At 53.0% G+C, this 25,052-nt stretch carries 23 protein-coding genes; 12 read left to right on the top strand and 11 right to left on the bottom strand.

The genetic code is table 11. From position 1 onward, the window contains the following. Position 1 precedes the first annotated feature (1 nt). The 3 genes from CRO57_RS21545 (at position 2) to CRO57_RS21555 (ending at position 3,152) form a co-directional block, all read left to right on the top strand. Positions 2-235 carry a helix-turn-helix domain-containing protein gene (locus CRO57_RS21545; protein WP_097155591.1) on the top strand — a complete coding sequence of 78 codons (234 nt, stop codon included), beginning with the start codon at positions 2-4 and terminating at the stop codon, positions 233-235. Then, positions 232-558, top strand: a complete 327-nt coding sequence (locus CRO57_RS21550; RefSeq protein WP_097155592.1) for a hypothetical protein — start codon at positions 232-234, stop codon at positions 556-558. Before CRO57_RS21545 ends, CRO57_RS21550 begins: the two co-directional genes overlap by 4 nt. 620 nt (positions 559-1,178) lie before the next feature. After that, positions 1,179-3,152, top strand: a complete 1,974-nt coding sequence (locus CRO57_RS21555) for a methyl-accepting chemotaxis protein (protein ID WP_097155593.1) — start codon at positions 1,179-1,181, stop codon at positions 3,150-3,152. A 66-nt stretch (positions 3,153-3,218) separates the two neighbouring features. On the opposite strand, the gene CRO57_RS21560 is transcribed toward CRO57_RS21555, so the two are convergent. Both CRO57_RS21560 and CRO57_RS21565 read right to left on the bottom strand, forming a co-directional pair. Further along, on the bottom strand, positions 3,219-5,792 hold the full coding sequence (locus CRO57_RS21560; protein ID WP_097155594.1) for an ATP-binding protein: 2,574 nt from the start codon (positions 5,790-5,792) through the stop codon (positions 3,219-3,221). A 2-nt stretch (positions 5,793-5,794) separates the two neighbouring features. Continuing rightward, complete coding sequence (locus CRO57_RS21565; RefSeq protein WP_097155595.1) at positions 5,795-6,532, bottom strand: response regulator; 738 nt, start codon at positions 6,530-6,532, stop codon at positions 5,795-5,797. A gap of 277 nt (positions 6,533-6,809) precedes the next feature. Between CRO57_RS21565 and CRO57_RS21570 the strand changes: the two genes are divergently transcribed. The 4 genes from CRO57_RS21570 to CRO57_RS21585 all read left to right on the top strand — a co-directional run bounded on the left by CRO57_RS21570 (position 6,810) and on the right by CRO57_RS21585 (position 11,889). Further along, positions 6,810-7,829 (top strand): ABC transporter substrate-binding protein, encoded by a 1,020-nt coding sequence (locus CRO57_RS21570; RefSeq protein ID WP_097155596.1) that lies wholly within the window; start codon positions 6,810-6,812, stop codon positions 7,827-7,829. Between the two features lie 112 nt (positions 7,830-7,941). Beyond that, positions 7,942-10,119 (top strand): ABC transporter permease, encoded by a 2,178-nt coding sequence (locus tag CRO57_RS21575; RefSeq protein ID WP_097155597.1) that lies wholly within the window; start codon positions 7,942-7,944, stop codon positions 10,117-10,119. 22 nt (positions 10,120-10,141) lie between these two features. Continuing rightward, on the top strand, positions 10,142-11,209 hold the full coding sequence (locus CRO57_RS21580) for an ABC transporter ATP-binding protein (RefSeq protein WP_097155598.1): 1,068 nt from the start codon (positions 10,142-10,144) through the stop codon (positions 11,207-11,209). Positions 11,210-11,226: 17 nt separating this feature from the next. Further along, positions 11,227-11,889 carry an HAD family hydrolase gene (locus CRO57_RS21585; RefSeq protein ID WP_097155599.1) on the top strand — a complete coding sequence of 221 codons (663 nt, stop codon included), beginning with the start codon at positions 11,227-11,229 and terminating at the stop codon, positions 11,887-11,889. 2 nt (positions 11,890-11,891) lie between these two features. Here CRO57_RS21585 and CRO57_RS21590 read toward each other — a convergent pair whose 3' ends face one another. Then, the gene (locus tag CRO57_RS21590; protein ID WP_097155600.1) at positions 11,892-12,725 is read right to left on the bottom strand and encodes a citryl-CoA lyase; all 834 of its coding nucleotides are present in this window, start codon (positions 12,723-12,725) and stop codon (positions 11,892-11,894) included. Next, positions 12,722-13,915, bottom strand: a complete 1,194-nt coding sequence (locus CRO57_RS21595) for a CaiB/BaiF CoA transferase family protein (protein WP_097155601.1) — start codon at positions 13,913-13,915, stop codon at positions 12,722-12,724. Before CRO57_RS21595 ends, CRO57_RS21590 begins: the two co-directional genes overlap by 4 nt. 256 nt (positions 13,916-14,171) lie before the next feature. Here CRO57_RS21595 and CRO57_RS21600 point away from each other — a divergent pair, with 256 nt between their 5' ends. Beyond that, the gene (locus tag CRO57_RS21600; RefSeq protein ID WP_097155602.1) at positions 14,172-14,855 is read left to right on the top strand and encodes an IclR family transcriptional regulator; all 684 of its coding nucleotides are present in this window, start codon (positions 14,172-14,174) and stop codon (positions 14,853-14,855) included. 58 nt (positions 14,856-14,913) lie between these two features. Here CRO57_RS21600 and CRO57_RS21605 read toward each other — a convergent pair whose 3' ends face one another. The 3 genes from CRO57_RS21605 to CRO57_RS21615 form a co-directional block, all read right to left on the bottom strand. After that, a complete protein-coding gene (locus CRO57_RS21605) occupies positions 14,914-15,192 on the bottom strand; it encodes a hypothetical protein (RefSeq protein ID WP_210200967.1) in 279 nt (92 codons plus the stop codon). A gap of 196 nt (positions 15,193-15,388) precedes the next feature. After that, on the bottom strand, positions 15,389-15,943 hold the full coding sequence (locus tag CRO57_RS21610) for a HEAT repeat domain-containing protein (RefSeq protein ID WP_097155603.1): 555 nt from the start codon (positions 15,941-15,943) through the stop codon (positions 15,389-15,391). Positions 15,944-15,955: 12 nt separating this feature from the next. Continuing rightward, positions 15,956-16,567: a glutathione S-transferase family protein gene (locus CRO57_RS21615; RefSeq protein ID WP_097155604.1), complete on the bottom strand. Its 612-nt coding sequence runs from the start codon at positions 16,565-16,567 to the stop codon at positions 15,956-15,958. Positions 16,568-16,810: 243 nt separating this feature from the next. Here CRO57_RS21615 and CRO57_RS21620 point away from each other — a divergent pair, with 243 nt between their 5' ends. Beyond that, the gene (locus CRO57_RS21620) at positions 16,811-17,266 is read left to right on the top strand and encodes a YHS domain-containing (seleno)protein (protein WP_097155605.1); all 456 of its coding nucleotides are present in this window, start codon (positions 16,811-16,813) and stop codon (positions 17,264-17,266) included. 214 nt (positions 17,267-17,480) lie between these two features. On the opposite strand, the gene CRO57_RS21625 is transcribed toward CRO57_RS21620, so the two are convergent. Together CRO57_RS21625 and CRO57_RS21630 are read right to left on the bottom strand one after the other, a co-directional pair. Beyond that, a complete protein-coding gene (locus CRO57_RS21625; protein ID WP_170956206.1) occupies positions 17,481-18,335 on the bottom strand; it encodes a succinylglutamate desuccinylase/aspartoacylase family protein in 855 nt (284 codons plus the stop codon). A 189-nt stretch (positions 18,336-18,524) separates the two neighbouring features. After that, positions 18,525-19,145 (bottom strand): glutathione S-transferase family protein, encoded by a 621-nt coding sequence (locus tag CRO57_RS21630; protein ID WP_097155711.1) that lies wholly within the window; start codon positions 19,143-19,145, stop codon positions 18,525-18,527. Between the two features lie 431 nt (positions 19,146-19,576). Here CRO57_RS21630 and CRO57_RS21635 point away from each other — a divergent pair, with 431 nt between their 5' ends. Next, entirely contained in the window at positions 19,577-20,641 is a 1,065-nt protein-coding gene (locus tag CRO57_RS21635; RefSeq protein ID WP_141401310.1) for a COG3904 family protein, read from the top strand. A gap of 59 nt (positions 20,642-20,700) precedes the next feature. On the opposite strand, the gene CRO57_RS21640 is transcribed toward CRO57_RS21635, so the two are convergent. Next, the gene (locus CRO57_RS21640) at positions 20,701-21,258 is read right to left on the bottom strand and encodes a hypothetical protein (protein WP_141401311.1); all 558 of its coding nucleotides are present in this window, start codon (positions 21,256-21,258) and stop codon (positions 20,701-20,703) included. 260 nt (positions 21,259-21,518) lie between these two features. Here CRO57_RS21640 and CRO57_RS21645 point away from each other — a divergent pair, with 260 nt between their 5' ends. Beyond that, on the top strand, positions 21,519-23,495 hold the full coding sequence (locus tag CRO57_RS21645) for a metallophosphoesterase family protein (RefSeq protein ID WP_097155712.1): 1,977 nt from the start codon (positions 21,519-21,521) through the stop codon (positions 23,493-23,495). 12 nt (positions 23,496-23,507) lie between these two features. Here the strand turns inward: CRO57_RS21645 and CRO57_RS21650 are convergent, their stop codons facing one another. Continuing rightward, the gene (locus CRO57_RS21650) at positions 23,508-23,957 is read right to left on the bottom strand and encodes an Lrp/AsnC family transcriptional regulator (RefSeq protein ID WP_097155609.1); all 450 of its coding nucleotides are present in this window, start codon (positions 23,955-23,957) and stop codon (positions 23,508-23,510) included. A gap of 186 nt (positions 23,958-24,143) precedes the next feature. Between CRO57_RS21650 and CRO57_RS21655 the strand changes: the two genes are divergently transcribed. Continuing rightward, positions 24,144-24,983 carry a PhzF family phenazine biosynthesis protein gene (locus CRO57_RS21655; protein ID WP_097155610.1) on the top strand — a complete coding sequence of 280 codons (840 nt, stop codon included), beginning with the start codon at positions 24,144-24,146 and terminating at the stop codon, positions 24,981-24,983. The last annotated feature ends 69 nt before the right edge of the window (positions 24,984-25,052 follow it).

A 25,052-nucleotide genomic window follows, 5' to 3' on the forward strand; every position in this document is an offset into this window, starting at 1 on the left:
AATGCCCATTGAAGTCCGTCTAAAAATACTTCTGGCGGAAAGAAAGAAGACCGCACGGGAACTGGCTGAATATGTTGGCATCACACCCTCCAATCTGTCTCTGCTCAGCTCTGGAAAGGTGAATGGCATCCGCTTCAACACCTTGCAAGCAATTTGCGAATTTCTGGATTGCCAGCCTGGCGATTTGTTGGTGAACATCCATAAACCTGAAAAACACAAGGAAAACCAGGAATGAACATGCCCAACCGGCTCATTCTTCTCGGCCCTGTCATCGCCATGACAACACTCGGCGCCTGTACATCCTCGGACAATAGCCTGGAAGACGCTCGCTATATGAGCTGCACGGAACTTGCCCGCAATATTGGACGTCAGGAACAACGCAAGGAAGATGCCCTCATTGACGGCATCGGCGACGATATCGATATGATCATCAGTAAAACCGATGAAGACAAAACAGCTTCCACGATATCAGGCATGATCAATGATCTCGATGAACACGACGCTGATCAATCTCTCAAACAGCTCAATCAGATCTTCCGACAAAAGGGATGTGTATAAGTGCCCGATTTAAAAGTCTCTAAACAAGACTTTCAGGCTCCATGCCCCGCCGCCCCAGACACACAAGCCCGATAAATCGGCTTTAGCCGCAATAGCCCGGACGACAGGCCCGTTTATCCTGCCATTTTCCGCTTCTACGGCTCTCATTCTTTGCGCCTGCTTCCCACTGGCAGACTATCCTGCCCGTCACAATTTCCAATTCCATGCAGGTGCGTTTGTTCTGGCAAGCCAGGACCAGAAGAAAAATATGGAATTAAAAATATTGTTATAAATCAATAACAAAATAAAAAACCAGAGCTCATAGAGCTTTGACAGGACAACAATTCCCAGTATTTGAAAATAATCGCAACCCATGAAAACACAGATTGCTTGATCTTCTTTTGAAGAGGAATATTAGGTTACAAATTCTCTGTATACAATTTTGTTGCAATGCATGAACAATACACGCCAAAAGCGTTTTTATTGATCCATAACATCATAAACTACGAATATTAAAACAGACATTCAAATCACAAAAATAAGCATGAAATACAGGGTAAACAACAGAATAAATATTAGTCATATTTTTACTTACTTTGATTTACTCATAATGTATATGTCCCCCAATTCCAGGAAAAACTATGTCGATAAATCCGGCACAATCTGAAATTCAATTGTCAAAAGGAATTTTGACAAAGGTCTTGGCCATCGCTGCTACAACAGTGTTAGTGGTTTTCGCCCTGTTTGCCTTCTACAACGATTCTCTGCAGAGAGACTCCATCAGGCATGAAGTTGCCGCACTGATGGACAATACAGGCAAAACCACTGCCAACAGCATCAATAACTGGTTGCAGGGCCGGATCATGATGATCACCTCTGCAGCGGATTTCGCAGCTGTGCTGGAAGATGGCAAGGACCCGAAATCTCTCTTCAACAACAAGACCTATGTCGACAATTTTGACGCCACTTACCTTGGCGTGCAGGAAACAGGTGCCATGCATATGTGGCCGGAGGCCGATCTACCGGAAGGGTATGATCCGCGCAAACGTCCATGGTACAAGGGAGCGGTCGCGAAAAATCACTCTGTCCTGACCAATCCCTATGCCGATGCCTCCACAAACCGGCTTATCATTTCCGTCGCAGCTCCGGTGCAATCCGGCGGCACTTTGCTTGGCGTCATAGGAGCCGATTTCGATCTCGATACATTGGTCAACATGCTTGCCCAGACCGATCTTGATGGCAAGGGAGAAGCCTTCCTGGTGAATAGCGAAGGCAAAATTCTGGTCCATAATAACAAGGATCTGGTCGACAAGACTCTGGCGGATGCCTACCCAGTCAATACGCCCGCCATAAGCGCGAAAATGACAGAGGTAGAAGCAACTGACGGTCAATCCCTGATCACCTTCATCCCGATTCAGGGTTTGCCGGTAGACTGGTATGTTGCTCTATCCATGGACAAGAAACTGGCTTATGCGAACCTCGCCACATTCCGTCTGTCTGCAGCAATTGCAACCACACTCGCCGCAATCATCATGATCGGTGTACTTGGCTTCTTCCTGACCAAACTTGTTGCAAATCCAATCCGCAACATTACCTCTGCCATGAGACAACTGGCCCATGGCGATAACAACGTTCAGGTCGAGGGTGTGGATCGCGAAGATGAAATCGGCGCCATGGCAAATGCCGTTCTGGTCTTCAAGCAAAATGCCATCGAACAAGAGCGCCTGCGCGCCGAGCAGAGCGCCGCAGAACAAGACAAACAAGCGCGTGTCGAACTGGTCGAACGCCTCATCCATGAATTTGATGGCGAAGTGAAGGATATTCTGGTGACCATTTCGGAATCGTCATCCGATTTGGAAGTCACTGCTGAAAATCTGAATTCAACGGCTGAATCCTCTGCTTCAAGCGCGACAACCGTGGCGGCAGCTTCAGAAGAAGCTTCCATCAATGTCCGCTCCGTTGCCGCAGCATCAGAAGAATTGGCTGCCTCCATTTCTGAAATCGGCCGCAGTGTGAACCAGTCACGTGAAATTGCCGAGCGCGCAAGTGGTGCGGCCCAGCAGACCGACGAGACGGTGCAGAGTCTGGTCTCCACGACCGAGCGTATCAGCCAGATCGTCAGCCTCATCAATGACATTGCGGCCCAAACCAATCTGCTTGCCCTCAATGCAACCATTGAGGCAGCCCGTGCCGGAGAAGCAGGCAAAGGTTTTGCGGTTGTCGCATCCGAGGTCAAGTCTCTTGCCGATCAAACATCAAAGGCAACAGATGAAATTGCAACACAAATCAACGCAATGCAGACAGTCTCGCACGACACGGCCAGCGCCATTCGTGGCATTGGCGATGTGATTGTGGAGATCAATGACATTGCCTCTCAAATTGCGACATCTGTGGACCAGCAAGGCGATGCTACCCGCGAAATCGCGCACAATGTGAACGAAGCAGCCAAAGGCACCCAGGAAGTGAGCGAAAGCACCATTCTGGTAACAAATGGTGCCAATGACACAGAGGAAAGCGCCTCGAAAGTGCTGTCTGCGGCTCAGGATCTTTCCGGCAAATCCACCGCACTGCGTGACACGGTTCAGAATTTCGTCAACAAGATCCGCGCAGCGTGATAAAAACACGCCACCAAATCCAGAAAGCCGCCTTTTTTTAAGGCGGCTTTTTTATTGCATCACTATTCAGGATGAAAAATCCTGACCACCCGCTTGTGCCACAATCACCTCCCGCATCAGCTCCTCACGCAGAGGTTTGTCGAGACAGATGACAGGATTGTCGATCATATCCTTTGAGAAAGGGTGATGCTTGGGCATATGGCCAGAAACAACAATGATGTTTGTACCAGTCCGTTGATCAAGACAGAGCTGAACCAAGGGCCAGGCTTCCTTGCCATTGTCCAGATGCAAATCCGAGAGCAGCAGGTCGAAGGAAAGATCCGAACGAATGGCTTTCTCAGCCTCCTCATAATTGGCAACTGAATGCGCCTCTATACCCAGATTGCCAAGGATCCTCAGGGCGGCTTGCCGATCTGTTGCGTCATCTTCAATCACCAAAGCCCGGCAAAGCCCGGCAGGCAATGGCTCGCTTACGGTGTCTTCCGCAATCGGCGGCAAGATCATTCGGATGGCAGTGCCCTTATTGGGCGCACTTTCAATTTCGATATCACCACCAGATTGCTTGATGAAGCCATAAACCATGGCAAGGCCCAGTCCGGTGCCGGATGAGCCATCAGAGCGATCGGAATAGAAGGGCTCAAACGCCCGCTCCTGAATGCTTTCATTCATGCCGACGCCATTATCGGAGACTTCAATCACCGCATTGCCATGCACATCGCGCTTTGTGGTCAGGGTGATTTTGCCGATCCCATCAATCGCCTGATTGCTGTTCAGGCAGAGGTTGAGAATGGCATTTTCCATCTGCCCCGGATCGACCTTGGCGATCAGCGCCTCGGAGCCAAGATTGATCTCCAGCTCCACCTCATCTTTCAGGCCAATGCCGATCAGATCTGACAGACCATCAATCAGAAAATTCAAATCCACCAATTCCGGCGACAAAGCCTGCTTGCGGGCAAAAGCCAAAAGTCGCTGCACCAGAGACGTTCCCATCTCGGTCGCATTGCTGATGCGGTCAACGAACTTGGCCGATGCTTCATCTCGGGCATGTTGCTCGAACAAATGAATATTGGCGGTGATGCTTGAGAGGATATTGCCAAAGTCATGGGCCACCTCGCCACTAACCTTGCCCAGCCCTTCAATATGGCGGATCTGGGTCAGGCGCTCCTCAACCTTCCTGCGTTCGGTCGCATCGGAAAACAGCCAGACACCGCCGCCATCAGCCAAAGGCGAATAACGCATCTCAACGATCGAACCATCACTCCCCACCAGATTGGAGAAAGCCCCGAGCCCTTGCTGACTATCAAACTTATGCATATCCGCAGCAAAGACGGAACTGGACAGCACTTCTTCCAGCGTTTTGTTGCGAAGGGGCTGATGGGCAGGCAATTTCAGCACCGTGCGGAAGCTGGCATTCACCGCTTCCATATGTCCCTCATCGGACGTTATCGCCACGCCGTCGGTAATATTGTCAAACACCCGCTCAAACAGGGCATTCTTTCGGTTCAGCTGACGGTTGCTTCGGTCCAGCCGCAAGGTATTGGCGCGGAACATGCGAAAGGATTGAATGAGCTTGGCAATCTCATCATTGGCCGAAATCTTCAAGGTCAGCTTGGAGCTTCGATCCCCTTGCGCCAACCGTGCCATCGCATCGGTAATCGCCTCGATATTGGCCGTGATATAGCGCGAAACAAAAAAAGCCGAAGCCAGCGCAATGCTGATACTGACAAGGCCGCTCAGCACAATCAGTACTTTGGTAACATTGAGCTGACTGGATGTTTCCAACCGCCCACGAGAGAGAAAATCCTCGGCATTCTTGGCAAAGCGCGCCGAGAGATCACTGATAAAAACCGCCTGCTGGCGAATGCGAAACAGCGCATTTTGCGCATCCAACCGATGGGTCAGTTCCCGCCGGCGGATCTCGAACAACCCCTGCGACCCCGCAGCCATATTTTCCAGCTCATTCACAAAGCCCTGAGGCTCAGAAGAAAGCAATACCGCCTTCATTCGCGCCCGCAACGCCTGATAGCGGCGGTGATATTCCCCCACACCCAGAAGGTTCTTGGAATGTGCAGCACCGGAGAGCGCATTGCTCATGGCTTGTAGCGAAAACCATGTCTGGCGAGAGGAGGCCGCCAGATCCGGATCAGTCGAGCGGCCATAGAATTCACGTTCAAGCTTGCGAATTTCTTCCAGACGGCCTTGGGTGATATTGCGCTCTTCATTCTGTCCATTGGCCGCACCAATCAGGTCTTCCACCGCCTTGCGCATCCGACCAATGGCATCGGTGATCTCGGACTCAAAGGCGTAAACAGCAGACGATGATCCATCGCGCAACGACGGCCAATTGCTCTCCACATGCTCCAGCGTCTCAATCAATGCCTTGCCTTCGCGGTCGATCAGATATTGCGAGCGATAATTGAGTAGGAAAGGCGCGGAGGTCGCGATGCCCGAGGATTGCTTGGACAATTCCAAAGATTGCGCCACTTGTGCCAAAGTCTGGCGATGCAGCACCTGGAGATGACTATCAGCCCGATCCAGCGAATACCAGCCGATCATGCCGACACTAATGGTCGAAAGGGTCAACAGGGCCAAGGCAATCCAGAGCCGACCTTTGACATCCAGATGGCGAAGAAAAGCCATGATCAGGCCTCTGTCTCGACATCGGTGACGAAGATATAGCCTTGGCCACGTCTGGTTTGCAGATGCATCGGCTTGGAGGGCACACTCTCGATCTTGCGGCGGAGTCTCAGGATCATCACATCAATGGTGCGGTCTACATAATTGGAAAGATCGCTGCCAATCTCGGCCAGCAGACGTGGTCGGGGAATGATCTCATTGGGGTGGACGAGAAAATATTCCAAAAGACGATATTCGGAATTGGTCAGATGCACTTCCTCACCCGCTGCATCAAACAATTGGCGATGTTCGCGGTCCAGCATCATGTCACCAAATTGCATACTGTCAGTAGAAGCATCGGCCACCGGTGCGGCCATAACCTGCGCCATTGGATGCCCTTTGCGACGCAACACGGCCCGTACCCGGGCCACCAGTTCGCGAGGATTGAAAGGCTTCAAAATATAATCGTCAGCCCCGGTTTCCAACCCCAAAATCTTGTCGGTGTCATCGCCAACACCTGTCAGCATGACAATGGGCAAGGCCAAATTCTGATGAATGGATCGCGTCAGGGTCAGGCCGGATTCCCCATCCAGCCGCAGATCGATCAAAGCCAGATCCAGCTTCACATCATCGCCAAGAGCAAAGAAATCCTGACTGCCGCGCAAAGGTACGGGCTCGAAGCCATTTTCAAAGAGAAGGTCATAAAGGGATTGCCGCATGGCCGCATCATCATCGATGATGGCAATACGAGGCTTCCTTTCCATGAAATCTTCCACTTCACTTCCTCCCGAAAAATGGCCCGATATATGGAAAAATCTTGGGTACTGTCCTCCAGACGAGCAGATTTTGATCCATTTTGCATCAATCTCCGCAGCCTGTCGTCAGCAATTTGGTTTCAACTTCCGCCCGGTTCGGTAACACTTGTAACATTCTTAACATTAAAAGTGCCAAAGCGTAGAATTGTTAACCGCCAAATGCTCGCAGGAACAGCAAGGATGAAGCTAGGGTCAAGGCGCATAATTTCTTGATCGGGAGGATCATATGAAAAACAAGATGTTGCTTGGTGTCGCCACCTTGACCCTCGGCCTGTATGCTGGCAGCGCGCTTGCGGCTGGCAAACTCAGCGTCGTCTGCTCCAACGAGCAGGATTGGTGCGATCTGATGGCCAATAATTTCGAAGAGGCAACTGGCATTGATGTCTCCATGGTGCGCAAATCAACAGGAGAAACCCTTGCTCAGGTTCGCGCCGAAGCGGGCAATCCAAAGATTGATGTCTGGTGGGGAGGTACCGGCGATCCGCACCTCATCGCCGCAGCCGAAGATCTGACGCAGCCATCTGGCCTGGAGCCACAAGATCTGCTGGGCTGGGCCATGAACATGGCTGACATTTCCGGTGGCAAGACCATCGGCATTCATGCTGGTGCATTGGGCATCGCTTACAATGCAGACGTCCTGAAGAAAAAAGGCGTCAAACCACCTGCATGCTGGCACGATCTGAAAGACGCAGCTTATAAAGGCGAAATTCAGGTGGCCAACCCGAACAGCTCCGGCACCGCCTATACGGAACTGGCAACTCTGGTGCAGCTCTTTGGTGAAGATGATGCCTTCAAGCTGCTGGCTGATATCGGCGAAAATGTGAACCAATATACCAAGTCCGGTTCTGCTCCGTCCAAGGCGGCAGCCCGTGGCGAAACCGGCATCTCCATCGGCTTCATGCATGACATGGTCAAGCTGGCCAAGGCTGGTTTCCCTTTGAAAATCGTCTCTCCTTGCGAAGGCACCGGCTATGAAGTGGGCGGCGTCAGCATCATCAAGGGTGCACGCAATGTCGATGCCGCCAAGAAGTGGGTGGAATTCGTGCTCAGTGCTGAAGCCCAGTCTCGCGGCCCGGAGGTGGGTGTTTATAACGTACCATCCAACAGCAAGGCGACCGTTCCTCCAGAATCTCCAGCTTTGGAGACCATCAAGCTGATCGACTATGACTTTGCCACCTATGGCGCATCCGAAACCCGAAAGCGTCTCTTGAAGCGTTGGGACAAGGACGTGAAGCCGCAAGGCTAAGTCAAGCTGATCCAATAAACCTCCAGCTATTGATACGCAAAGTTCAGGGCGCCATTCGTGACGCCCTGAACAGATAATGCGCCCGAAAAGCTCGATAAAGAGGAAGAGAAACATGTCACGCACAAGCGGCCTTTGGCTGATTGTGGGACTGATCGGCTATTGCCTGTTCCCATGGTACAGTTTGGACGATCCCTTTTGGTCCTTTGACTGGATCGGCATCTATCCCGATGCCGATACCGCTCCAGCCCTTTTGCAGGTTGCCACTTATGGCAAGCTCTATCTTCTGCCGCCTTTGATCGCCTTTGGCTTGATCGGCGCGCTGCTATTTACCTCTCTCAATGTGGTGAGCAAAGCCCGTGCCATGGGTGCTATTGCCCTGGCCGGGCTGTTGCTTACCGCGATACAGGGCTTGTCCGTTGTGCGCGCCGGACCAAGAGCATTCTCTGCTATTTTAGAACCTCTTGGCGGTGCATCAGGTCAGGTCGGATTTGGTGCCGGTGCGATGATAGCACTCTTGGCGCTTCTCTTCATCCTGACCACTTGCATCTCATCCATGGGCAAGGGACGAGGCGATGCTTTCATCGTCGGCCTGATCGGCCTGATCATCACCCTCGTCGGCATCTTTGTCTTCTTTCCCGTTCTGCATATCCTCATTCGCGCATTCGAGATGGAAGGCGGCGGCTTCTCCATTGCGGAATTCGGCCCACGCTTTTTTGATAGCAAGATCTGGGGTCTTGGCTGCCTTGCTGGCGGTTCCTGTGGTTCGGCCATCAATTCGGTCCTGCTGGGCATTGCCACGGGCGCAGGCACAACCCTGCTGGGATTGGCCTTTGCACTGATCTTCACCCGCACCGACTTCAAGGCCAAGAAGCTGCTGCGGGTGCTGACCATCATTCCGATCATCACCCCGCCTTTCGTGATTGGTCTGGCTCTGATCCTTCTGTTCGGCCGAACAGGCACCCTCACCCAATTCATGGCCGATATGCTAAATATCGAACCTGCTCGCTGGATTTATGGCTTTGGCGGCATCTATCTGGCCCAGCTTCTCTCTTTTACACCCATCGCCTTTTTGGTATTGATCGGCGTGGTAGAGGGCATCAGCCCCTCCATGGAAGAAGCGTCCCAAACGCTGAATGCCAATCGCTGGCATACCTTCCGCTATGTCTCGCTGCCTTTGATGCGTCCCGGTCTTGCCAATGCCTTTCTTCTTGGATTCATCGAATCCATTGCCGACTTTGGCAACCCCTTGGTGCTGGGCGGCAACTTCAATGTGCTTTCCACCGAGATCTATTTCGCCATCGTCGGCGCCGTTGCGGACCCGGCCAAGGCCGCCATTCTGGCCATTGCCCTTCTCACACTCACCCTGTCGGCCTTTCTGGTTCAGCGCACCTGGCTTGGCAAGAAATCCTACGCCACAGTCACCGGAAAAGCCGATTCCGGCCGTCATGCTGCGCTTAGCAAAGGCCTGAAATGGACCTGTTATGCCACCGCTCTGCCATGGGCTTTGTTCACGGCGATCGTCTATTCCATGATTGTCTTTGGCAGCTTCGTGAAATTGTGGGGTTATGATCACAGCTTCACTCTGCATCATTATCTGCGTGGATTCGCCATCAGCTTCACCAATGGCATTCGCTTCAGCGGTGTGGCATGGGATAGCTATTTCACCACCCTGACCATCTCGACCATCGCCGCACCTTTGACGGCTCTGGTTGGCCTGGCCACGGCCTATCTTCTGGTACGGCAGAAATTTGCAGGCAAAAGCGCCTTTGAATTCAGCACCATGCTCAGCTTTGCCATTCCCGGCACGGTGATCGGCGTTAGTTATATCATGGCCTTCAATTTCCCGCCCATCGAGCTGACAGGCACCAGCATCATCCTGATCATCGTCTTTGTCTTTCGCAACATGCCGGTGGGCGTGCGTGGTGGCATCGCGGCCATGTCACAGCTGGACAAAAGTCTGGATGAGGCCTCCATCACCCTTGGGGCCAACAGTTTCACCACTGTCAAACGAGTGATCGCACCTTTGCTTGGCCCGGCCATTCTGGCAGCACTCACCTACAGCTTCGTGCGGGCCATTACCTCGGTCAGTGCGGTAATCTTCCTGGTCAGTGCCGATCATAACATGGCGACATCCTTCATCGTTGGCCGCGTTGAAAATGGCGAATTCGGTCTGGCTATCGCTTATTCGGCTGTCCTCATCGTCACAATGCTCGTCGCAATCCTGTTGCTACAACTCGCCATCGGCAGACGTAAATTGCGCCGCTCCGACCGCGTCGAAGCCGCTGTTTAACAGCAGATTTCTGGAGATAATCATGGAACAGTTTAAAAAAGGCTCCGTCCATTTCAAAGGTGTGGTCAAAAAATATGGCAGTGTAACCGCACTGAAGAAACTCGATCTCGCCATTGATCCCGGCCAATTGGTCACCCTGCTTGGTCCCAGTGGTTGCGGTAAAACCACAACCTTGCGCCTGATTGCCGGGCTGGAAAGCGCCACAAACGGCAAGATCATCATCGGCGGTGAGGATGTCACCCATCTCTCCGCCACCTATCGCAAGGTCTCGATGGTCTTTCAATCCTATGCGCTCTTCCCGCATATGAGCGTCGCAGAGAATGTCGCCTATGGCCTGACTGTTCAATCCATGCCCAAAAGACAAGCCATGGAAAAGGCAGAGCAAGGGCTGGAGATGGTGGGCCTTACAGGCTTTGGCTCGCGCCTTCCCAGCGAATTGTCCGGCGGTCAGCAACAGCGTGTTGCCGTGGCCCGCGCCGTGGTACTGGAGCCAGAGGTCCTCTTGCTGGATGAGCCACTCTCCAATCTGGACGCCAAATTGCGCCGTCATGTGCGCGAGAAAATCCGCCAGATCCAGCAGGAGCTGAAACTCACCGCCGTCTATGTGACCCATGATCAGGAAGAAGCCATGGCCGTCTCTGATCGCATCATTGTCATGAAGAATTCCGAGATTGCCCAGGAAGGCACGCCGCATGATCTCTATGAGCGGCCCAATTCCGCCTTCATTGCCGACTTCATCGGCGATTCCAACCTGATCGATTGCGATATTGTCAGCTCCAATGAAGATGGTACGAACATCCAACTGGGCGATAAACAGCTCCGCATTGCCAGCCAGACGGAGCTGAGCGGTCGGGCAAAAGCTGTTCTGCGTCCTCATCATGTCAGCTTGCGCCCGGCAAATAGGGATGCTGCCTTTATCGGCGAGGTCAGCTATGCCGCTTATCTTGGCAATGAGATCCAATATAGCGTGCAGAGCGATCTCGGCGAATTATTCGTCATTGCCCAAGCAACGGCACAGCCAATCAGCGTCGGACAATCCGTCGGCATTGATATGCCGACCGATAAAATGCGCCTCGTACCAATGGATTGACGGAACAGACAAAGCAGATGGATAACAACATCACATTCAACCATTACAAGGCCGCTATTTTTGATCTGGACGGAACCCTCATTCATTCCGAACATGTCTGGGAAGCGGCCAAGGTCGAGGTGCTGGGACGATATGGCATCACCCCGACCAAAGATCTGCTGGATGCCTTCGTCGGTCGTGGTTTGGCAGACTTCTTTACCGCTCTGCCGGAGGCCCCACTGCCCAAGGAGATAAAAACAGACATCGCCAATCAGATCGGAGCTTACGCCGATATCCATCTGCCCAGATTGCGCACGCCGGTGGAAGGTGCATCTGAGCTTTTGAAAAGCCTGCATCGCGAGGGCCTTCACATTGCCATCTGCTCCTCCTCCCCACGCCGTTATATCGAAAGCGCCATGGCGGATCTGAAAATCGAGAACTATGTGAAGGCCGTCATTTCCGGGGCAGAATTACCGAGAGGCAAGCCCGATCCCCTGCCCTTTGCCACCACATTGCAAGCTTTGGACATTGCCCCCCATGAGGCTTGCGCTTTTGAGGATTCCCTGCCCGGCGCCAGATCGGCCCATGACGCTGGCATGCCCGTCTTCGCCGTCGGCGAAGGCTGTACCGGCCCTGCCTTCAGCTTCTGCCACCACAGAACGGAGAGCTTTCTGGAGCTAACCAAGACAATCAGAGCATAGTTTCAGCCGGGCTCAATCGGGTTGGGGCCGTCATAGCTCCAACGATAGACCGGTGGGGTCGGGCCCTTGTTGCGACCTCCCTGCTGCATTTGCTCCCAGGCATGAGACATGGCCCCGACGGAGCGAGAAAGACAAAACAGACCCCGTGCCAGTGGTCCGGCAAAGCCCAGTTCTGCATAGATGACCGCCGTCGCCCCATCGATATTCATCGGCACCGGCTTGCCTTTGCGATCATTCAAGACCTTCTGGATCGCCCGCCCGATCTGAGCAAACTCACCGCTCACAAAGCCTTCACTTGCAGCCTCATCTACCAGCCCCAAGAGACGCGGCGCGCGGGGGTCTTCGGGCTTATGAAAGCGATGGCCAAAGCCGGGAATGAATTTGCTGCCTGTTGCCTGCCACTCATCAATCTTGCTGGCGGCTGCTTCCTCGATAGTCATGCCGTCGACAACAGCTGCACGAATGGAATGATAAAGCTCCACCGCTTGCTCCCCTGCCCCGCCATGCACATCGTCCAGCATATTCACCGCATTGGCCATGGCCCCGTTTAGCGACAGGCCGCAGGTCACCGCCATGCGAGCCGCAGCGATGGATGGCGCTTGCGGGCCATGATCCACCGCTGCCACCAAAGCACATTCCAGGAGCTTGGCTTGCGGGGCACCTGGCAAATCACCACGTGTCATCAACCAGATCATTTGCGCAAAGCTGGCATTGCCAATCAGCTCTTCAATCGGATGGCCCCGAAAGCGGATCTGACCCGGGGCCATATCAATGATGGATGTGGTCCACCAGTCAGAGACATCATTATTCTGACCGGGCACAACGGCCTTGCTCATATCACGCCCTCCTCTTGCAGAGCGGCAATCTTGCTTGGGGACAGGCCTAACTCTGCCCAGATCCTTTCATTATCCTGCCCCAGCAAAGGCGGCGGCGCGTCCACACTTGGCGCTTCTCCATCCAGCTTGATGCCCGTCGTCACCACCTCGATATCACGCCCGACGCCCGGCACATTTTCAAAGCTGGACAGAAAACCGCGCTCAGATATCTGCGGCTGCTTCAAAATTTCCGGCACGCTCAAAACGGCCCCGGCAGGCACCCCAATGGCATTCAGCTCCTTGGCCCAGCCTCGCGCCGAGCGAGTGGTGAGCACCTTTTCCAGCTCGGCTTTCAACGCCAGACGATTGCACTTTCTATCTTCTCGGGTCAAATAGTCTTTGTGGCTTTGCAAGGCGCTGAGCCCCAGATGATCGGAGAGCAAAACCCATTGCTCATCCTTGTTGGCCGCAATGTTCAAAAGCCCATCTTTGGCCGCAAAGGTACCAGAAGGTGCAGAGGTTGGGTTCTCATTGCCATTGGCGCTTGGCTCCACCCCGGCAATCAAATGGTTGGACACCACCCAGCCCATGGTCGCAAGCACGCTCTCCAGCATGGAAACATCCAGAAATGCGCCGCGTGGCCGCGCATTCAGCGCCGCCGCAATGGCAAAGGCCGCGGTCATGCCACCGACCGTATCCGCCACCGGATAACCAACGCGCAAGGGTGCGCTGTTCTCATCGCCAGTGATCGACATCACCCCCGATGCCCCTTGAATGATCTGATCATAGGCCGGGCGATGGATCCATGGCCCTTCCTGTCCAAAGCCGGAAATGGCGCAATAGATCAGATCGGGCTTGATCTCCTTCAACCGGTCATAGCCAACCCCAAGACGGGTCATCACACCGGGGCGAAAATTCTCGACCAGCACATCGGCACTTTCCACCAGCCGCCCGAACAGAGCTTTGCCTCGCTCAGATTTCAGATTGATCGTGACGCTTTTCTTGCCCGCATTCTGCGCCAGAAAAGACACGCCCATGCCAGCCTCATTCAGCTCGGCATCTGCCCCCAATTGCCGCGCCAAATCACCCCGTCCGGTTGCTTCAACCTTGATGACCTCTGCCCCCAAATGCACCAGCTGATGACAACAAAACGGCCCGGCCAGCACATTGGTCAGATCCAGCACCCGAATGCTCTCAAGCGGTTTGACCATGTTGCTTCTCCAAGGACATGCAATCGGCAGGGCGAACCATGCCGGGTGAAAGGATTTCCACAAATCGTTCTATTAAATAGAACGTAGTTGCCTTTATTAGAACGATATGCCATAAGAGGAGAAATTGTCAACCAGAACCAAACCACTGCACATGATCACTGAATCAAGGACAGCGCTTTCGTTCTTTATTTTGACGCGAATTCTTGTCCGAAAAGTCTGCAACTTTTCTTCGAATGCGCGGTAGGAGCAATCACGCATGTCTGAAAGCAAGGGCGTCGAGGCCGTGGAACGCGCGTTATCCATTCTGGATTGTTTTCGAACAGACAAGACCGAGCTCAGCCTGGCAGAAATCTCAAAGACAACAGGGCTTTACAAAAGCACCATCCTGCGTCTTGGCGTCTCATTGGAAAAATATGGATATGTGATCCGCAGCGAAGGCAGCCGTTTTCGCCTTGGCCCATCCGCATGGCATCTCGGGGCCATCTATCGCCAGGGATTTGATCTCAGCACCCTGTTGCGACCGGAGCTGAAGCGTTTGTCGGAAGCCACCTTTGAGACCGCATCCTATTATGTGCGCGAAGGCAATGCCCGCATCTGCCTGTTTCGCAGCGAACCCATCCGCGCCATTCGTCATTCCATCGATGAAGGACGCAGCATGCCACTGGAACTCGGCGCATCCGGCCGGGTGCTGCTGGCATTCTCAAACAACGAGGAAGAGGGGCAACGAGAGGTGCGCGAAAAAGGCTTTGCCCTTTCAATGGGCGAGCGGGACGAAGACGTCGCCGCCATGGCCGTGCCCATCCTCACTCCGTCAGGCCACCTGCTCGGCGCGCTGACTGTCTCCGGCCTCATCACGCGCTTCACCCCGGACAAACACGCACCGATCCTGACCGCCCTGAAAGCCAGCCAGCAACGCCTGATGAACCAGATTTCGGAATAAAGCCACCGATGACTGATGACGCCTAAGCATGAAGGCATTGAGAGAAGAAATGTGAGGATTACTTTTTGTTCCGCAACGCGCGTTTGACGATATAGGCTGTGGCATCGCTATCGCTTTGATCCAGCCAGTTGGCACAGAGAGCTTCGACCCAATCAGGCTGGGATTTATAGGCATCATTCAGCCAATTGGCGACTGAATCCTGCACATAGCGGGACGGATCGGCTTTCAATGGCTCAATCACGACCAGCCCCTCTTCAGGTGTGTCTTTCAAAAGCTTGATATGGTCAGGCTCAGCACCCATTAATTCTGCCCATTCTGTTTGCCGTGAAGTATTCATATAGATGAACCAATGACAAAAACAGGATGGTTCCCTTTTTGCGGTCATTGGTTCGATAGATGGGTACTTCATGGCAAACCCGAAGGGCGAGGCACTTTTGCCCATTGGCTGCGTCGGAAAATCTTGAAAATGGACCACATTGTCGCGGCTTTCCTCCTTGCCAATGAGCAAAATTGCTCTCGCAGAATGCGCTTAATTAGTGGGTGCTGAGCCTAAACCAAACCCCGCGCGGACGAAGGGCCTCAGACGCAAAACGGCGAAGATAGTCGGACGGATCAGAGGCCAACGGCGTAAATTTGGCAATGGCCGTTTTCGGATCCGCCACAATGCCCGGACGCAAGGAAAGCCAGGCCCATTCCCGCACACCAAAATGCGGATCATCGGCCAGTGGACGCATCAATTTGATCTTGTCAGCAAGGGAAATTGCCGGATCTTTTGCGATCAGATAAGCCGCCCAGCCACGGAGCAGGTCGGAAGGGTGAGACGACAGCCAATCGAGCTTGGTCATGCCAAAGCGATCAAAGATAATCTCTGCCGCTTTCGCCATGCGTTTGGTCACCCCGGCTTTGGGGTCGATTGCTTTCGCGTCCTCTGCCAGCTCGGGCATGGTCGCTGTCATGAGTGTCGCAAAATCAGTCGCAAGATTTTCCGAAAGAGTCGCCGCTTCAATCTCGCCGGCATTCAATTGCGCCAGAATATCGGCCGGGATATCCGCCACACGCGCCGCCCCTTTGCGCTGAACCTTGGCCATGCTGCTACTCCATCAAAGCTGTGGAACCGTTAATTCAAATGCAGGAACACTCTTGGCGAAGTCTTGCAGCCATTTGGCCAGAACGGGATGGCCCGCTTTCCAGCTGTCGCCAATCATGAAATCCAGATAGCCAAGCGCGCTTGCCATGAAAATCTGATCTGCACTTGGCAGAGGTGCGAAATCTGACGAGAGAGGAGTTTGTTCCAGATAGGCCAAAGCCCGCATGACCTTGCCCTCCTGCCGCTCAATCCATTGGACATTCTGACATGCGTCCTCATGATTGCGCTTTTCAACCGCCGCCGCGATGGTACAATCCATCAGGCCGGTTGCCAGCGCCATATTGGTCTGCCCCTGAAAGCGATCAGCCCCACGAAACAGATACTCGGACTTTCCCTGAAAAGCATAGAGATAGTCAACAACAACCCGGCTATCAAACAGCACAGTGCCATCTTCCAAGGTCAGGGTCGGCACCTTTCCCAAGGGGTTCTGCGAGAGCAAGGCATCATCAAACCCGCGATGGTTCACGGTCTGCATATCGACCTGAGTTTCAAGCTCCAGCGCGGCGACGGCAAGCCTTGCACTTCTGGCATAGGGAGAGGTCAAACTGATCAGCAGTTTCATCATGATGTTTTTAATCCGGGGACGTGAAGTGGGTCACAAAAAAGGTGGGATAAGCAGCCTCTTACGATTCTGATCGGCAAACAAGTCTTTCCCGGTTTCATCCAAACTCTTTGTGAAGTCGGATAACAAAGCATCACATGTACGTCAAAGCGCCAAAGGAGGCTAAATCTGTGCCTATTTATGGTCTATGACTATCGCCAAGATTGAATTCAGATCCCAAGACACACCAAACAAGAGGAACCCGACATGTTGCGCAGATTTATTGTCTATATTGCCCTGACCCTTGCCTCCATGGGCTTGATCTCCACTTCCGCTTGGGCGGCGAAAGACCCTGTTTATCAGAGCTTCCTTGGCACCGCGATTGATGGCACCGACCCGGTTTCCTACTTCACCGATGGTCGCCCGATTGCAGGTAAATCCAGCATCACACACAAATGGAATGGCGCGACATGGCGCTTCAAGAGCAAAGCAAACCGCGATCTCTTTGCGGCCAACCCAAAGAAATATGCCCCTCAATATGGAGGCTATTGCGCATGGGCCGTGTCCCAGGGCTATACCGCGTCGACCGACCCGGACGCCTGGACCATCGTCGATGGCAAGCTCTATCTCAACTACAGCAAATCCGTGCGCAGCCAATGGGAGAAAGACATCCCGGGCAATATCAAGTCTGGCAACAAAAACTGGCCAAGCGTGCTGAAATAATCTCAGCGCACGATCTATCCAGTGGTCCTCAAAAAATGAGCCGCCTCAAACCTGAAGCGGCTCATATATTTGCGATCATGAAAGACTTCCTCATAATGAGGATTTTTGTGATCTGACGCGAAAATGCGAAGCCGAGGATCGCAACATAGCAGCCCTATTTGAGAACCGGAGGCGAGCATTGACAAAGTCAGAGCGCAAAAAGACCATTAGGAGCTCAGATGCTCTGCATTAGATAGTAGGCCCCACGCGAAATCCGTTTATCGACATGCTCTTGCGTGCTTGGCATCAGCATCATGAAGCCATCTTCGCTTGGTGCGATATAGTCGCCGTCCTTGTCCTTGGCGATCAGCTCGCCCGGCTTCAAGGCTTCAAAGCTTGAATATTGCTTCTCGAATTTGAAGCTCTCATGATCGCCAATCATCACGCGCTCAACCACCTTATATTGCGGTGGCTTCTCGAAACTCACCGGCTCTTCTGGCGTGATCAAACCGAAATACGACAGGATCGATAGCAGCGTCTGCTCTGCCACATCGATGGAGTTTTCCGCCTCATGCTGCCCGGCTTCCACCACAACGGCAGGCACGCCCTGCTCGCACAGCCATTCGATCAGCGAGCCGACAACAACGCCGGTCCAACCAAAAATCTGCGGCACCGGGCACAGCGATGTCATTTCCTCGGTACCGGGAAAGCTCACGGTGAAGGGAAACGGTGTTTCGCTGGTGGTGGAATGAAAATCAATCACCTGATCAAGGCCAAGCTTTGGCAGCTCCTGCGCCAGATATTGTGCCCGTTGCAGATCCTGCTCAGGATTTTCCTGGGTCAGCTGATCCTTGGTGAACATGCGGTTCATGTCCGAGGCCACATAGCGCTTGCCCAGCAAGGCCGCATTCGGGTTGCCATCAATCAGCACAAGGGTGCCGCTCTCGATCTCATATTTGGCCAGAACCCGATGCACCGCCTTGCGCCCGCACAGCTCATTGCCATGCACATTGCAGACGACACCAATGGTCGGCCCTTCTTTTTCTGCCGTCAGGCGAACAATGCCTTGGCCTACCACTTCAGACTTCATGGTCATCCTCTCCAGTATTGAATTATTGTTTTTGGCTTAGCGGCTATCCTAGCTGCCCGATTTAAAAGTCTCTAACGAGACTTTTAGGCGCATCACCAGCCCTCTCCCCCTCCCAAACCGCCCACGAGGGTACCATGACGGGTGGTTTGGGAGGGGGAGAGGGCTTGGCTCAGGACTTTAAATCAAGCTCTAAGTAATCATCCCTGCTTCACGAACCGCTTGCACCGACGGCCGCTTTTCCATTTCTGCCATGAAGGCGCGGATTTTCGGGAATTGCGACAGATCCACCCCGTCGCCTTCCACCCAGGTACAGATCATATAGAGATAGGGATCGGCGAGGGAAAAACGCTCACCCAGCAGGTAAGGCCCTTTGAGCAAAGAGTGCTCCACATAATCGCAAGATGCCGTCATGGTTTCCGGCACTTTGGCTTGCATGTCATCCCAGCTCTCTTGCTTGTCGGCCCATCTGGCCCCGCGCAATTTATGGGCATGATTGACGTGCATGGTGGAGGCAAAATAGAACATGGCCTCGCGCATCTTCGCCGCATCCACCGCCCCGGCTGGCACAAGGCCCTTGTCCGGGTTCAGCCCATGGGCAAATTCCAAAAGCGCCCCGGTCTCGGTCAACGGCACATCATCACTCACCAGCGTCGGCACGCGCCCCTTCGGGTTCAACACCGCATAAGCCTCGCTGGTCTGCTCAGAGGCAGAAAAGTCGATCCGTCGGGTTACATAATCCGCCCCCACCTCTTCCAAAGCGATGGCAACAGCAACAGAAATCGTGTTTGGGGCAAAATACAATTCAAGCAAATCACACACTCACTTTTGAAAATGGCTCATTGGGAAACCGGTTCAGGAATCTGAACCGTCAAAAAGGCGCAGGCAAACCACCCGCAGACGGCAAGAGTGCAGGTAATGGGATCCAATTTCAAGAGATTGGTGAAAGACGCAATGAAAAATCCCCAGAGGGCATAAGGGGTATGGATTAGACCAGATAAAATACTTCTTAAGTTTAGTTCACTTTAGATAACTTGAATTACCAATAGAATTTCATGCAATTTACACCCTAAACTTAAAGTGGTGCACCTGCACCACCACATACCAGCTTCCGCGCATTGGGCCAAGTTCTCATCGCAACATTGACAAAAATCTCAATCAACTGGTTGTAAGAGACCTTATACAGATTTGGTGAAAGATTAATGGTGTTCATGATCCGATTGTTATTAATAACAGCTACGTGCATGCTTTTTTCAATCAACGCTGGTTTCTCTGAAGAGAAAAAGAAAACGGCTCTTGGGTCTGCCGGTCCATTCACAATTGACTCCCAAGGAAATGGGGGAAATTGTCTAGGCTGTCAATGGATCGCAATTCAAGGAATACTACCGCCGAATGCTGGAGAACTATTCAAGCAATTTGTTAGAACCCAAGGTCTGGAAGAACACTCAATTCAGGTTATACTTCATTCAAACGGCGGATCACTTTTGGGAGGTGTCCGCCTCGGCAGAGCCATTCGAAGCCAAGGTTCGGACACACAAGTTGGGAAATCTGTCAAGCAAGGCTATTTTCACGCCTTGGAAAAAGGTCAATGCTTATCAGCATGTGCCTATGCATTTTTGGGCGGCGTAACACGGTTTGCAGAAGCAGGGGAAATAGGAATTCATCAGTTCTACACGAACGAATTCTTTAGAAATCCCGACGGCAAAGTTTTTACACCAAAGGATTTTTCGAGCCAACAAGCATTAAACGGTCTTTTGCTATCATACGTTACAGAAATGGGAGCGAAGCCAGACCTTGTAATCAAGGCGAGCAGCGTAGGCCCAGATGACATGTTATTGCTAAACGAGCAACAGCTTACGGAATTCTCCGTTACATTTATCGCCAATGAATATCAACAATGGAACCTTGAAGCCTATGGGACCGGATTGATTTCCTATAGTCGAACAAAGGATCGGGCATCGCAGATGACGCTCATGTGCTCATCTTTCAACAAAGGAACTTTGCTAATAACCAAGAAAGTTGATGATGCAAAAGAGTATCTGAGTTTTTTGAATCGAATACAAAAGTTTTCATGGTTTGGGCAAACCATTCTCCTGTCTGAAATATCGATAAGAACGAGTGGAAATGTAATATATATTTCGGTCCCTCTAAATGAAAAAAGACTTGAGGCAATGCGTACAAACAAAAAGCAAGCACTGTTTATTCACCATTCCGATGAACCCCATGTAAATTGGTACATCATACAAGAAGAGGTGAATTTCGAAAATTTTACAAAGAACTTCAGATTGGTGCGAAAAAACTGCTTGTAGCCTCAGCAATTATTAGCCTTGAAGCACTATTCAGAGATTGCCCATAAGGACCACTCGGATCAAAGTAAACTAGGCGAACATAGAACAAATACACTTTGATCCGCTATTGAAGCCCCTCGCTCCAATAGTGCATTCAGATAGCGACGGCGTTTGTGCCCCTCGACCAAGAAATATTTTGCTTGGATGTGAACTCCAATACAATCGATGAAGCCCTCAGGGGTTTCCAAGACCACTACCGGATAGTCCCAACGACCTGAATCCATGGCCTTTGCAGTCAAAAGTTTCTCACCAGTTTTCCGCCCACTGAACACATCGAAATCATGTTTTGGATCCAGCGGTTCGTTACCCCTCACCGTTCCAACTTTTGACACGAAGTCAATCGCAGGCCAGTTTTCCTCCCGACATTGGAGGTCTTCAATAGGGATAAAAGAAGCAACGGAGTCATGCCAATGGCGGAAAATCCACTGCTCGGCGAGTGCTTCGGGCAGATGCTTAAGCTTCTCTCCATTTCGTCCCCACCAACTTGCGAAATCTTCAACATGGAGATCATCGTAACCTACTGGCTTGAAGTGACTAGGCCAAACGCATTCTTCACCAATTTTCCGCAGATCAATCATAGGGTTAACCCTTACCACACACATAGAGATTCACCTATGTAAATTTAATTGAGCATACATTGAAATTTACTTTGAAGAAGCTGCGCTGCAGCATCAATATACCATACAAAAAATTACGCTGCTCCATTCTCGCTATTCTCTATTCCACCGCCTCCCTCCTCCCCCATTGCATCTGCACCCAATCGCCCTAGATTAACCTCAGACCTTTTTGGCCACGGAGTTTCGGAGTGATTGGGGTGCTTGAGCACGACGGAAATGGATTGAACGACCTGCCCCTGGTGCTGGCCGGGCCGATTGTTCGGCGCGTACAGGCGGAGCGGTTGGCGATTTGGCTGGCGGTGAAAGAGCCAGCAATAGCTCGTCTGGATCTGTTCCCCCTATCCATGGACAGCCGCTCTTTTGAGCTGGAGCCGGGGTCTGACAGCCTGCTTTGGCTGAAAGCGGGCGAGCATCTGCATTATCTGATGATCGATTTGGCGCTGGACCAGCCCTTGCCGCAAGAAGTGATGGTCCCCTATCGATTAAGCCTGCGTCCAATTGATGCGGCTGCGGCTGACCAATGGCTTGATCACAGTGATTGGGCACCGGATCTTTGCTATCCGGGAGCCGAGCTTCCTTTCATTCGCATCCCGCGCAATATTTCCTCGGTCATGCATGGCTCTTGCCGAAAGCCCCATAGCGCCTGCAGCGATGGGCTGGTGGCAGCGGATAACCGCGTTGCGCAATCCCTAACCGAACATGAAGATGGGACCTCGCTGCCCGAGCTATTGGTGCTGAGCGGCGATCAGGTCTATGTCGATGATGTGGCCGGCCCCATGCTGCAATCCATTACAGAGCTGGCCCATATTCTGAAGCTTCCCGACGAGCATTTGCCAGGGACTGAGAGCGGTTTTTCTGTCAGCGGCAAGGATCTGCGCGAAGCAGGCGGCAAGCTTTATAAGCGCGATCAGTTGCTGCCCGAAATCGACCAAAGCCCGTCCGTCTTTGATGTGCTCTTTGGTGGCACCAGCAAGCCGATCTTTACCTCGCTCCATGCCAAGAACCATCTGCTGACCTTGGCCGAAATGCTGGCCATGTATCTGCTGGTCTGGTCGCCCACCTGCTGGTCCTTGCTGTCAAAACCCAAAGCACCAAAAGACATCGCCGACGCCACCCGCAAGATGTATGACGCGGAAGTGGATGAGATAGCATCCTTCGTCGAGGGACTGTCCAAGGCGCGCCGCCTGCTGGCGCATTTGCCAACGGCCATGATCTTTGATGATCATGATGTGACCGATGATTGGAACCTGTCCCTCGCCTGGGAAGAAGCGGCCTATGACCACCCCCTGTCGCGCCGGGTGATCGGCAATGCCCTCATCGCTTATGGCATCAATCAGGGCTGGGGCAACAGGCCCGGAGCCATTGGCCGCGATCTGATGCCCATCTTCAAAGACGCGCTGGAACAGCCGGGAGCCGATGCCCATGATGAGGCCATCGACACCATTTTGAATTATCAGAAATGGGATTTTGAATGGCCGACCAATCCGCCGCTCATCGCCTTGGATACGCGCACGCGCCGCTGGCGATCTGAGCGCAACAGCCATTATCCGTCCGGCCTTTTGGACTGGGAAGCCGCAACGGACCTGCAAGCCCGCTTACGCGATAAGGATGCAGTGCTGCTTGTCTCAGCCGCACCAATCTTTGGCGTGAAGCTGATCGAGGTGGTGCAGAAATTCTTCACCCTCATCGGCAAGCCACTGATGGTGGATGCAGAATATTGGATGGCCCATCCCGGCACCGCCAGTGCCATTCTCAGCATCTTTCAGCATCGCAACACGCCCCGCCACTTCGTCATCCTGTCGGGCGATGTGCATTATTCCTTTGTGTATGATGTGCAATTGCGCAATGGCCGACGCTCGCGCACCGGGCAGAAGGGGCATAACCCGGAAATCTGGCAAATCTGTTCCAGCGGTATCAAGAATAAATGGCCGGACAAGCTCCTGGCCTTTCTCGATCACAGCAATCGCTGGGCCTTTTCGCCCCGCTCACCCCTCAATTGGCTGACGCGGCGCAGAGGCATGCGCATCGTCCCGCGAAAGCCGGTCGGCACACCCCATGGCAGGCGCATCCTCAACGCCTCCGGCATCGGACTGGTGGAACTAAGCGACGATGGAACCCCGCAACGCATCAGTCAACTGACCGCAGACGGCACAATCTATGACTTCGAACGAAGAGAAGGCGAAGCGCGTCTGGATTAGGTTGGGGACTCATCACCCCAGCAGCGGCGGTAATCTGTCCTTGAAGATGTTCGACTTCACGATGGAGGTATGGGTTTCGGCGCGGTCATGGAAGGGCATGAGGATGTCATCCAGCTCGGCAACATCGCGCAAGGCAAGACGGGCGACATAGCAATCCTCTCCGGTGACCCGGTCACAGGACATGAAGCGGGGTTGATCATTGATCATCTGTTCCACCCGATGCAATTGACCACTGCGGGGTTTGATCCGCACCAGAGCTTGCAATGTGTAACCAAGAGCGCGCAGATCCAGCCGCACACCAGTTCCCTCAATGACACCAATATCGCGCAAGCGGCGCAGACGCTCACCAACAGCGGGGCCAGACAGGCCGACATCCATTCCAATCGCCGCGAGGCTTGCCCGACTGTCAGCATCGAGACATTCGATGATGGCACAGTCTGTTTGATCCAGCTCTTTTGACATGAGGGCAGTTTGGCGAAATCAACCCACTTTGTGAAGGCATTTTTGCCAAATCACCTTCCAAATGCTTGGGACGAGGCCCCTCACTCCAAATATCATAAGGGTAGATATAAATATGACAGCGCGTTCTGAGAAAAGTTGCAGACTTTTCGGATAAGAATTCGCTGCAGGAAGAGACGGAGCCCGATCATGGATATTCAAAGAATTGCAGCTTTCAGCCGTGGTGAGCAAGGCGGCAACCCGGCTGGTGTAGTGCTGCTGGATCAGCCAGCGTTGGACACTGACATGGCACGCATTGCAGCCGAGGTGGGCTATTCGGAGACTGCCTTTGCCGTTCGCGAAGATGACAGCGGCAAAAACTGGCGCGTGCGGTATTTCTCGCCAGAGTCTGAAGTGCCTTTCTGCGGCCATGCCACCATCGCCCTTGGCGCGGCCTTGGGCCAACATGTGGGCGAAGGCAGCTTCAATCTCGCGCTGAATGAAGCCGCGATCAGCGTGTCCGCCGCGCCAAAGGATGGCGGCATGACGGCCACCCTCTCCTCGCCACCGACCAAAAGCAAGGCCCTGCCAGAAGCTGATCTTGCAGACATTCTGGCACTCTTTGATCTATCAGCCAAGGATCTGGATGAGCAATTGGCCCCGGCCCATATTCATGGCGGAGCAGATCACGCCGTTTTGGCGCTGAAGAACCGCACCAAACTGGCAGACATGCATTATGACCTGGATGAAGGGCGCACACTGATGCGCAAGCTCGGCCTTGTCACCATCATGCTTGTGTATATAGAGAGCAATCAAAGCTTTGACGTGCGCAATGCCTTTGCTTCAGGCGGCGTGCTGGAAGACCCGGCCACAGGTGCTGCCGCTGCCGCCTTTGCCGGATATCTGCGCGATCAGACCTGGCCCCATGGCGGCAAGATCACGATCCGTCAGGGCGAGGATATGGGCAGTCCGTCCCTCATCACCGTCGAGTTGAGCGAAGAGCGCGGCGCACCGGTCAAGGTCACCGGCCATGCCCGGAATATCAAATAGATCTGGCCCTATTTAAAAGTCTCTGGATGAAACTGGTTGGAACGAGTTCTGATCCGAAAAATCTGCAAC

Origin of the sequence: Cohaesibacter gelatinilyticus (assembly GCF_900215605.1) — a bacterium.
Taxonomy (GTDB): Bacteria; Pseudomonadota; Alphaproteobacteria; order Rhizobiales; family Cohaesibacteraceae; genus Cohaesibacter; species Cohaesibacter gelatinilyticus.

Coding starts and splice junctions, on each gene's coding strand:
- CRO57_RS21545 (WP_097155591.1), top strand. CDS start 2: ATGCCCATTGAAGTCCGTCTAAAAATACTTCTGGCGGAAAGAAAGAAG.
- CRO57_RS21550 (WP_097155592.1), top strand. CDS start 232: ATGAACATGCCCAACCGGCTCATTCTTCTCGGCCCTGTCATCGCCATG.
- CRO57_RS21555 (WP_097155593.1), top strand. CDS start 1,179: ATGTCGATAAATCCGGCACAATCTGAAATTCAATTGTCAAAAGGAATT.
- CRO57_RS21560 (WP_097155594.1), bottom strand. CDS start 5,792: ATGGCTTTTCTTCGCCATCTGGATGTCAAAGGTCGGCTCTGGATTGCC.
- CRO57_RS21565 (WP_097155595.1), bottom strand. CDS start 6,532: ATGGAAAGGAAGCCTCGTATTGCCATCATCGATGATGATGCGGCCATG.
- CRO57_RS21570 (WP_097155596.1), top strand. CDS start 6,810: ATGAAAAACAAGATGTTGCTTGGTGTCGCCACCTTGACCCTCGGCCTG.
- CRO57_RS21575 (WP_097155597.1), top strand. CDS start 7,942: ATGTCACGCACAAGCGGCCTTTGGCTGATTGTGGGACTGATCGGCTAT.
- CRO57_RS21580 (WP_097155598.1), top strand. CDS start 10,142: ATGGAACAGTTTAAAAAAGGCTCCGTCCATTTCAAAGGTGTGGTCAAA.
- CRO57_RS21585 (WP_097155599.1), top strand. CDS start 11,227: ATGGATAACAACATCACATTCAACCATTACAAGGCCGCTATTTTTGAT.
- CRO57_RS21590 (WP_097155600.1), bottom strand. CDS start 12,725: ATGAGCAAGGCCGTTGTGCCCGGTCAGAATAATGATGTCTCTGACTGG.
- CRO57_RS21595 (WP_097155601.1), bottom strand. CDS start 13,915: ATGGTCAAACCGCTTGAGAGCATTCGGGTGCTGGATCTGACCAATGTG.
- CRO57_RS21600 (WP_097155602.1), top strand. CDS start 14,172: ATGTCTGAAAGCAAGGGCGTCGAGGCCGTGGAACGCGCGTTATCCATT.
- CRO57_RS21605 (WP_210200967.1), bottom strand. CDS start 15,192: ATGAATACTTCACGGCAAACAGAATGGGCAGAATTAATGGGTGCTGAG.
- CRO57_RS21610 (WP_097155603.1), bottom strand. CDS start 15,943: ATGGCCAAGGTTCAGCGCAAAGGGGCGGCGCGTGTGGCGGATATCCCG.
- CRO57_RS21615 (WP_097155604.1), bottom strand. CDS start 16,567: ATGATGAAACTGCTGATCAGTTTGACCTCTCCCTATGCCAGAAGTGCA.
- CRO57_RS21620 (WP_097155605.1), top strand. CDS start 16,811: ATGTTGCGCAGATTTATTGTCTATATTGCCCTGACCCTTGCCTCCATG.
- CRO57_RS21625 (WP_170956206.1), bottom strand. CDS start 18,335: ATGAAGTCTGAAGTGGTAGGCCAAGGCATTGTTCGCCTGACGGCAGAA.
- CRO57_RS21635 (WP_141401310.1), top strand. CDS start 19,577: ATGCTTTTTTCAATCAACGCTGGTTTCTCTGAAGAGAAAAAGAAAACG.
- CRO57_RS21640 (WP_141401311.1), bottom strand. CDS start 21,258: ATGATTGATCTGCGGAAAATTGGTGAAGAATGCGTTTGGCCTAGTCAC.
- CRO57_RS21650 (WP_097155609.1), bottom strand. CDS start 23,957: ATGTCAAAAGAGCTGGATCAAACAGACTGTGCCATCATCGAATGTCTC.
- CRO57_RS21655 (WP_097155610.1), top strand. CDS start 24,144: ATGGATATTCAAAGAATTGCAGCTTTCAGCCGTGGTGAGCAAGGCGGC.